Below are 8,508 nucleotides of genomic sequence, written 5' to 3'. Positions count from 1 at the left end.
TCCGCAGCCCAAGGCCGAGGCTCCCAAGGCCCCCGAAACCCCGAAACCCGTTGCTCCGGCACCTGCCCCGGCTCCCGAGGTGAAGGCCGCAGCGCCCGCTCCGGCTCCGCAGCCCAAGGCGGAGGCTCCCAAGGCCCCCGAAGCGCCCAAACCGGCAGCTCCAGTAGCACCGGCCCCCGCCCCTGCTCCGGAAACCCCGAAGGCCGAGGCGCCGAAAGACAATATTTTCCGCCCGGAGACCGTGACCCTCACGGGTCCGCAGGTGCTCGGCACGATGGACGTGTCGGGCTTCGTCGCCGGCGGCAAGCACAAGCGCAAGCGTCTCCAGAAGGAGAAGGTCGACGTCAGCAAGGCCCCGAAGGGCAATGCGCAGGGCGGCGGCAACCGTCAGGGTCAGGGCGGACAGGGCGGTCAGAACAACCGTCCGGGCGGACAGGGCCAGAACCGCAGCGGACAGGGCGGACAGAACAACCAGCCCCGTCCGGGCGAGGGACGCCGCAACAAGGGTAAGAACGCTCCCAAACCGATCGTGCGCCCCGAAGTGAGCGACGAGGAGGTTTCGAAGCAGGTAAAGGACACTCTGGCGCGCCTGACGGCCAAGGGTGCCAAGAGCAAGAGTGCGAAATACCGCAAGGACAAGCGCGACGCCGTGGCCGAGCGCATGAACGAGGAATACGAACGCGAGGAAATGGAGCGTTCGACGCTCAAGGTCACGGAGTTCGTGACCGTCAGCGAGCTGGCTACGATGATGAACGTCGCACCGACGGAGGTCATCATGGCCTGCATGAACCTCGGACTGATGGTGTCGATCAACCAGCGTCTCGACGCCGAGGCGCTCGTGGTCGTGGCCGAGGAGTTCGGTTACAAGACCGAATTCGTTTCGGTGGAGATTCAGGAGGCCATCGCCGACGAAAGCGAGGACAAGGAGGAGGATCTGGTTCCGCGTCCGCCGATCGTGACGGTCATGGGACACGTCGACCACGGTAAGACCTCGCTGCTGGACAACATCCGCAAGACCAACGTCATCGAAGGCGAGGCCGGCGGCATCACCCAGCACATCGGCGCTTACAGCGTGGTGCTGAACGGACAGAAGATCACGTTCCTCGATACTCCGGGCCACGAGGCCTTTACGGCCATGCGTGCGCGCGGCGCCGCCGTCACGGACGTGGCCATCATCATCGTCGCGGCCGACGACAGCGTCATGCCGCAGACCGTCGAGGCGATCAACCACGCGCAGGCCGCCGGCGTGCCGATGGTCTTCGCCATCAACAAGATCGACAAACCCAACGCCAACCCCGACCACATCAAGGAGCAGCTCTCGCAGATGAACTACCTCGTGGAGTCGTGGGGCGGCAAATACCAAGACCAAGAGGTTTCGGCCAAGAAGGGCATGAACCTCGACAAGCTGCTTGAAAAGGTGCTGCTGGAGGCCGAGATGCTCGACCTGAAGGCCAATCCGAACAAACGGGCGCAGGGTACGGTGATCGAGTCGACGCTCGACAAGGGCCGCGGCTACGTTTCGACCATTCTGGTGCAGAGCGGAACGCTCCATGTGGGCGACGTGATCCTTTCGGGCACCTACACGGGCCGCGTGAAGGCCATGTTCAACGAGAACGGCAAGAAGGTCGAGACGGCAGGCCCCTCGACACCCGTGCAGGTGCTGGGTCTGAACGGCGCGCCGCAGGCCGGCGACACGTTCAACGTCATGGACGACGACCGTTCGGCGCGTGAGATCGCCAACAAGCGTGAACAACTGGCCCGCATGCAGGGCATCATGACCCAGAAACATGTGACGCTCGACGAGATCGGCCGCCGTATCGCCATCGGCTCGTTCAAGGAGCTGAACATCATCGTCAAGGGCGACGTGGACGGATCGATCGAGGCCATGTCAGGATCGCTCATCAAGCTCTCGAAGGAGACCGTGCAGGTCAACGTCATCCACGCCGCCGTGGGTCAGATTTCGGAGTCGGACGTGCTGCTGGCCGCCGCTTCGAACGCCATCATCGTCGGCTTCCAAGTGCGCCCGTCGGCCTCGGCACGCAGGCTGGCCGAGAAGGAGGAGATCGAAATCCGCCTCTACTCGATCATCTACGACGCCATCAATGACATCAAGGACGCCATCGAGGGTATGCTGGAGCCGGTGATGAAGGAGGAGATCGTGGCTTCGGTCGAGGTGCTCGAAATCTTCAAGATCACCAAGGTCGGCACCGTGGCCGGATGTATGGTCCGTGAAGGCAAATTGCAGCGCTCGACCCCGATCCGCGTCATCCGCGACGGTATCGTGATCTACACGGGCAAGCTGGGTTCGCTCAAGCGCTTCAAGGACGACGTGAAGGAGGTCGTGGTCGGACAGGACTGCGGTCTGAACATCGAATCGTTCAACGACATCCGTGTCGGCGACATCGTCGAGGGCTACGAACAGGTGGAAGTGAAACGCAAATAACACATAAAAATCAACTACTTACAATTTATTGGCAGTAATGACTACTAAACCCATCCATTTCACCACGCCCGAGGAGGCCGTCAAGGTCATCAAATCGGGAGATCATGTGCATCTGAGCTCGGTGGCATCAGCCCCCCAGTGTCTGATCAACGCGATGTGCAAGCGCGGCGAAGCCGGCGAACTGAAGGACGTGCATGTCCATCACCTGCACACCGAGGGTCCGGCACCCTATGCCGATCCCAAATTCGAGGGCGTGTTCCAGCTCGACTCGTTCTTCGTGGGCGCGAACGTCCGCAAGGTGACGCAGAGCGGCTATGCCGACTACATTCCCATCTTCCTGAGCGAAACGCAGAAATTGTATCGCTGCGGAGCCGTTCCGTGCAATGTGGCGATGATTCAGGTCTGCCCGCCCGACAAGCACGGTTATGTATCGCTGGGTACGTCGGTCGACGCTACGCTGGCCGCCGTGGAGTGTGCCGACTATGTGATCGCCGTGGTGAACAAGCACGTTCCCCGCGCTTTCGGGCAGGCGATGATCCCGCTGTCGAAGATCGACCTGTTCGTGCAGGACGACACCCCGCTGATCGAGGCCAAGTTCTCGGAGCCGGATGAGGTCGAGACGGCCATCGGACGCAACTGCGCAGCCCTGATCGAGGACGGCGCGACGCTGCAAATGGGCATCGGAGCCATTCCGAACGCCGTACTCAGTCAGTTGGGAGGCCACAAGAACCTCGGTATCCACACCGAGATGTTCGCCGACGGTGTACTGCCGCTGGTGGAGAAGGGCGTGATCAACGGCGAAGCCAAGAAGACCGACCCGGGCAAGATGGTTTCGACCTTCCTGATGGGTTCGCAGCGTGTCTACGATTTCATCGACGACAACCCCGGCGTGCTGATGATGGACGTGGGCTACACGAACGACCCCTATATCATCTCGCAGAACGACCGTTTCGTCGCCATCAACTCGGCCCTGCAGGTCGACCTGACGGGTCAGGTGAGTGCCGACTCGCTGGGCACGAAATTCTGGTCGGGCGTAGGCGGTCAGATCGACTTCGTCTACGGCGCTTCGCTGTCGAAAGGCGGCAAGGCCATCATCGCCATGCCTTCGATCACCAACAAGGGCGTCTCGAAAATCTGCCCGACGCTGCTCGACGGTGCCGGCGTGGTGACGACCCGCAACCACATCCACTGGTTCGTAACGGAGTTCGGCGCCGTGGACCTCTACGGCAAGACCCTGCAGGAGCGTGCCCGCCTGCTCATCAGCGTGGCGCATCCCTCGGCTCGGGAGGAACTCGACCGCGCCGCTTTCGAGCGCTGGGGATCGCACCACCACTACATCAAAAGCTACATGGGATAATTCCCGAAAAAGATTCGAAGCGTCCCCGTTTTCCGGGGACGCTTTTTTGTGCCGTAACGGCACTTTTAGGAAGGCGGAAAGTTTTGCCGGACCAGACGCAATCCGGTTTTGAACTCGCTTTTTCTTTTCGTATCTTTATACTATAAAATACACCGACCCATGAAACGACCGCTCCTTCTTTTCCTGCTCCTCGCCCTTACGGGTTGCGCCGCCTCCCGCCATGCGGGCAGCTACCCTGCTTCCGCAGCCCCCGGGGAGAAGCAATATGCCGTCATCCTCTCGATGGACGCTTTCCGCTGGGACCTCGCGGACCGCAGCCATACCCCGACGCTCGATTCGCTGGCGCGGGTCGGCACCTATGCCGAGGTCTTTCCGGTCTACCCGTCGAACACCTTCCCGAGCCACTACTCCATGGCCACGGGGCTTCATCCCGACCACCACGGCGTGGTCAACAACGCCTTTTTCGACAAGATGCAGGGCCGCAGGCTCTCGGTCTTCGATGCCGAAGATGTCAAAATCCCGGGATTCTGGGGCGGCGAACCGATCTGGAACACCGTCGAACGGCAGGGACTCACGGCCAACATCTTCATGTGGCCCGGCAGCGACGTTCCCGTGAACGGACGTCAGGCGACGGTCTGGACCCGCTATTCGTCGAAGCCCTCCTACTACGAGCGTGCCGACTGGGTGATCGACGCCATGACGCGTCCCGAAGCCGAGATACCGGATTTGGTGATGTGGTACTTCGAACAGCCCGACGCCGCGATGCACACCTACGGTCCCGAATCGCCCGAAGCCGTGGCGCAGGCCGAGCGCATCGACTCCGTGCTGCGCTACTTCTTCCGCGAAATCCGCCGTTCGCCGGTCTTCGACCGCATCAACTTCATCGTCACCGCCGACCACGGCATGGCCGAACTCTCGCCCGAACGTTACCTGAACCTCTACGGCCTGCTCGACTCCGCGCAGGTCGTCCGCACCGTCCCGGGAACTCCGTTCGGCATCGAGGTCCGCAGGGAATATGTTCCCGAGGCGCTTCGCCGACTGCGCGCCACGGGGCACATCGAGGCATGGGAACGGGATAAGATGCCCCGCCGCTTCCGCTACGGCCAGCATCCGTCGCGTCTCACGAATCTGGTGCTGATCCCCGAGACCGGCTGGACGCTCGACTACTCGCCCGCAGACCGTCCGGTGGGCAAACGCGGCAACCACGGCTTCGACAATGCCGACCGCGACATGCACATGGTCTTCTACGGCTCGGGCCCCGCGTTCCGCGAAGGATTCCGCCAGCAGTCGTTCCAGAACCAGAACATCTACCTCATCCTCTGCCGCTTGCTGAGCGTCGAACCTGCCCCCAACGACGGCGACTGGCGGGATGTGAAACGGATGTTCCGCGAAAAATAGTTTCGGAATACGGATGTTTTTCCTATCTTTGCACGCCAAATAAAACAACACCCGATATGAAGAAATTGATGCTTTTATGCGCCGCTGTACTTCTGTCAGCGGCCTTTCCCGCGGAGAGCTCCGCGCAACTCAAAATCGGAGGTAAGAAACTCAATACCGGAAAGCTCCTCAGCGCCGGCAAGGACGTCGCCAAGGCCATCACGCTCAGCGATGCCGACATCGCCCGCCTGAGCCGCGAATCGGTCGAGTGGATGGATGCCCACAACCCCGTGGCAGACGACTCGACCAGCTACGGCGCACGCCTCAAACGGCTTACCGAAAACATCACCGAGGTCGATGGCCTGCCGCTCAACTTCAAGGTCTACCTCGTGGTCGATGTCAACGCCTTCGCCTGCGGCGACGGTTCGATACGCGTTTTCGCGGCCCTGATGGACCTGATGGACGACGACGAACTGATGGCGATCATCGGTCACGAGATCGGCCATGTGGTACATGCCGACACGAAACACGCGATGAAGAACGCCTACCTCGCCTCCGCAGCGCGCAACGCCGCCGGAGCCGCCGAGGGCAGCACGCTGGCCAAGCTCAGCGATTCGCAGTTGGGCGAGGTCGTAACGGCCTTCACCGATGCGCAGTTCTCGCAGAAGCAGGAGTATGCCGCCGACGAATACGGCTTCGAGTTCGCCGTCAAGCACGGCTTCAGCCCTTATGGCATGGCCAACTCGCTGAATAAGCTGGTCGAGTTGTCGAAAGGCGCCAAAGCCTCCACGGTGCAGAAGATGTTCTCCTCGCACCCCGACAGCGAGAAGCGCGCAGCCGTCATGAAGGAGAAAGCCAACGCCTACACCGCCGCACAGCAGTAATACAGCGTCGGGCCAGGCCTTCACCATTATGCATTTTTACAAAACATCCGGAAATTTCCGGATGTTTTTGTATATTTGTACGTCACTTATCAATGAATTCGCCGATGAAATAAAACGTAAAGTCGCAGAAATACGATAAAAAGCGCCGCAACCGCACGAAAAGCGTCGGCGCAAACCTATAAAAAGCGTTAGCTTTGTACCTTGCTTTCTGAAAATCTGGAAAATTTAAAGAGCAACCAAGGAATGAAGTTTGACGCTCACGTTTCCAACGTGGGCTTCATTCTGTATTTGGTTGCACAGGTTATTCCAGAGCCTCAGAAAGCAAATCAGAGTCTTGTCCCACGTTTTTTATACCCTCCCCCGAACTTAATCCCAACTTAATCACCCAAACGCTGAGGGACAGGCGTACCTACACCCATGCAAGCCTGCGTCCAGCTCCTTATCGTCTGTTTTGTGCCCGCAGCGGCGGGCATCCTCGTCACGCGCCCGATGTGGCGCATCCGCTCCCTGCCCAACGAAGCGATTCAGGGCATCGCCCTCGTCATCCTGCTCGGCGTGCTGACCGCCTGCCTCGCCCCGCTATTTTTCCGGGAATGCACCGTCGCGGGAGGCCTCAGCCTCCTGCTGAGCCTGTTCAACATCCTGCTGTTCCAACGTTACGAACGCAGGCTCAACACCTCGCGCTGCGCGCGGTGCCACACCCGCAGCCTGCGCATCCACCGATGCGGCAAAGGGCTCTACAAGCTCTACTGCCCGCACTGCGGACTGCACAACCGCTGGCACAGTTGGCGGTACTCTCCGGAAGAGCGGTAAACGGCGCTTTATTTCAGGGGTTGACAGTGCGGACAATAGTAGACGGCACCGCCCAGATAGGCCTCCTTCACGATCGGTCCGCCGCAAACCGGGCACGGCTCCGCGCAGGTGTTGCGCGAGAGCTGCACGGCATATCCGCCCGGGGTCCCGAAAAGGTCCTTCTCGGTGTCGCGCCCGCCACGGTCGGTCATCTCCCGCAGCACACTTTTCAGCGTAGCGAAAAGGCATTGCGCATCGGCATCCCCCAGCGTGGCGAGTTTGCGCTTGGGATGAATCCCCGCCCGAAAGAGGATATCCTGCAAAACCCCGTTCCCGAGCCCCGGAATCCGCTGTTCCGTGGCCAGAAACGCCTTTGCCGAGAGGTTCTGTTTCGCCGCGGCCCGAAGCCGGCTGAAATACCCGGCGTCGAAACGCTCCTCCAGCGGGGAACATTTCGTCCGGGCGCCCCGGTAATAGGGATTGTCCAGCTCGCCCCGAAAGGCGTTGATCCCTCCGTACATCGCCACCGTCAGGAGCAGAAAGCGTCCGTCGTCGAGGGTGAGAAGCAACTGGTATTTCGCAGGAATCGGGTCCCCGGTCCCGTAAAGCCGCAGGATCACGCCGTCCGAAAGGGCCAGATGGATGTCATCGTCCAACAGCACGTCGATAAACGCCCCGCAACCCTCGGCCCCGACGATCTTCCGTCCGGTCAGCAGATTCGGATATTCGAGCGGATCACCCGTATACCAAGTGAACTTATGGGGATGCGTAGCGTTGAACACATCGGTAATGGTACGGCCTGCCAGCGTTTCACGGATTTGCCGCGCTACGGTCTGCGATTCGGGGATTTCGATCATGCGAAAACAGATTATTTGTGGGGCTGAAAAAAGGACCAATGCGTGTGTATGATTCTCCACGGTCCGGAGGAATCCAATCGGTAAACTTCCGTGCAGTTCATCCGGAACACGCATCCGTCCCGGTAAGCCTCATAATTATAGGTCAGGACCGCAATGCCCGGAGACACCTGTACAACAGGGTCCAGCATTTCGTAGCGGTCTATCTTGATCTTCCCCCTGACTTGGTCATAATAAGTCTCCAACGCCTTTTTACCTTCGAGTTTATGCTCGAAAGCCGGGTCCATGTAGACCACATCGTCAGCCGAAAGTTCGATAAATCCATCGGGATCCCCGTCGTTCCACCGCTCCAAAGCCTGCTTTTCCAAAGCGATGATTTCTGCCTTAACAGCTCCGTCATCCGAAGCATTTCGCACATATTCAGTCATAGGTCTTTTCAGATTTTTCCCAATATAGCAATTATTCACGAATCTAAGCGGCTTTAAGAGAGTCGAGTCGACCCGCCTCACATAAATATTGGCGATTGACGAACCTTCCGATAAATCTTCTATAAACAAAAGCCTCCCTTTTCAAAGGGAGGTTTGGAGGGATTATCAATATAGTCGGCGGCACCGCCGATTCAAGGTCAGCCGCACCAACGGCAGGCAGCATGCAGAGCGACGACTCGTTATGACACAAAAAAAGGTCAGACCTTTCGATCTGACCTTGAAGAGGCGGCTACCTACTCTCCCACGGGAAAACCGCAGTACCATCGGCGTAAGTGAGCTTAACTTCTCTGTTCGGAATGGGAAGAGGTGGAAC

7 protein-coding genes and 1 rRNA gene are annotated in these 8,508 nt (G+C 59.6%); 5 read left to right on the top strand and 3 right to left on the bottom strand.

Annotated features, from left to right (window positions below):
- The 5 genes from infB to BN5935_RS00065 form a co-directional block, all read left to right on the top strand.
- On the top strand, positions 1-2,443 hold a 2,443-nt coding region (infB, locus tag BN5935_RS00085; protein ID WP_064974286.1), incomplete at its 5' end, for a translation initiation factor IF-2.
- Positions 2,444-2,480: 37 nt separating this feature from the next.
- Positions 2,481-3,800 (top strand): acetyl-CoA hydrolase/transferase family protein, encoded by a 1,320-nt coding sequence (locus BN5935_RS00080; protein WP_064974285.1) that lies wholly within the window; start codon positions 2,481-2,483, stop codon positions 3,798-3,800.
- A 159-nt stretch (positions 3,801-3,959) separates the two neighbouring features.
- Positions 3,960-5,198 carry an alkaline phosphatase family protein gene (locus BN5935_RS00075; protein ID WP_064974284.1) on the top strand — a complete coding sequence of 413 codons (1,239 nt, stop codon included), beginning with the start codon at positions 3,960-3,962 and terminating at the stop codon, positions 5,196-5,198.
- Positions 5,199-5,254: 56 nt separating this feature from the next.
- Complete coding sequence (locus BN5935_RS00070) at positions 5,255-6,061, top strand: M48 family metallopeptidase (protein WP_064974283.1); 807 nt, start codon at positions 5,255-5,257, stop codon at positions 6,059-6,061.
- Positions 6,062-6,478: 417 nt separating this feature from the next.
- Complete coding sequence (locus tag BN5935_RS00065; RefSeq protein ID WP_064974282.1) at positions 6,479-6,874, top strand: hypothetical protein; 396 nt, start codon at positions 6,479-6,481, stop codon at positions 6,872-6,874.
- Positions 6,875-6,882: 8 nt separating this feature from the next.
- Here the strand turns inward: BN5935_RS00065 and BN5935_RS00060 are convergent, their stop codons facing one another.
- From BN5935_RS00060 to rrf, 3 genes are all read right to left on the bottom strand, one after another.
- Positions 6,883-7,710: a DNA-formamidopyrimidine glycosylase family protein gene (locus BN5935_RS00060; RefSeq protein ID WP_064974281.1), complete on the bottom strand. Its 828-nt coding sequence runs from the start codon at positions 7,708-7,710 to the stop codon at positions 6,883-6,885.
- Positions 7,711-7,721: 11 nt separating this feature from the next.
- The gene (locus tag BN5935_RS00055) at positions 7,722-8,135 is read right to left on the bottom strand and encodes a YybH family protein (protein WP_064974280.1); all 414 of its coding nucleotides are present in this window, start codon (positions 8,133-8,135) and stop codon (positions 7,722-7,724) included.
- A gap of 280 nt (positions 8,136-8,415) precedes the next feature.
- Positions 8,416-8,508 (bottom strand): 5S ribosomal RNA (gene rrf / locus BN5935_RS00050); the annotation flags it as partial.

Source organism: Alistipes provencensis, assembly GCF_900083545.1.
In the GTDB taxonomy this organism is placed as follows: domain Bacteria; phylum Bacteroidota; class Bacteroidia; order Bacteroidales; family Rikenellaceae; genus Alistipes; species Alistipes provencensis.
The sequence above is the reverse complement of the archived record's forward strand: the minus strand, read 5'-3'. Positions and strand labels throughout refer to the sequence as shown.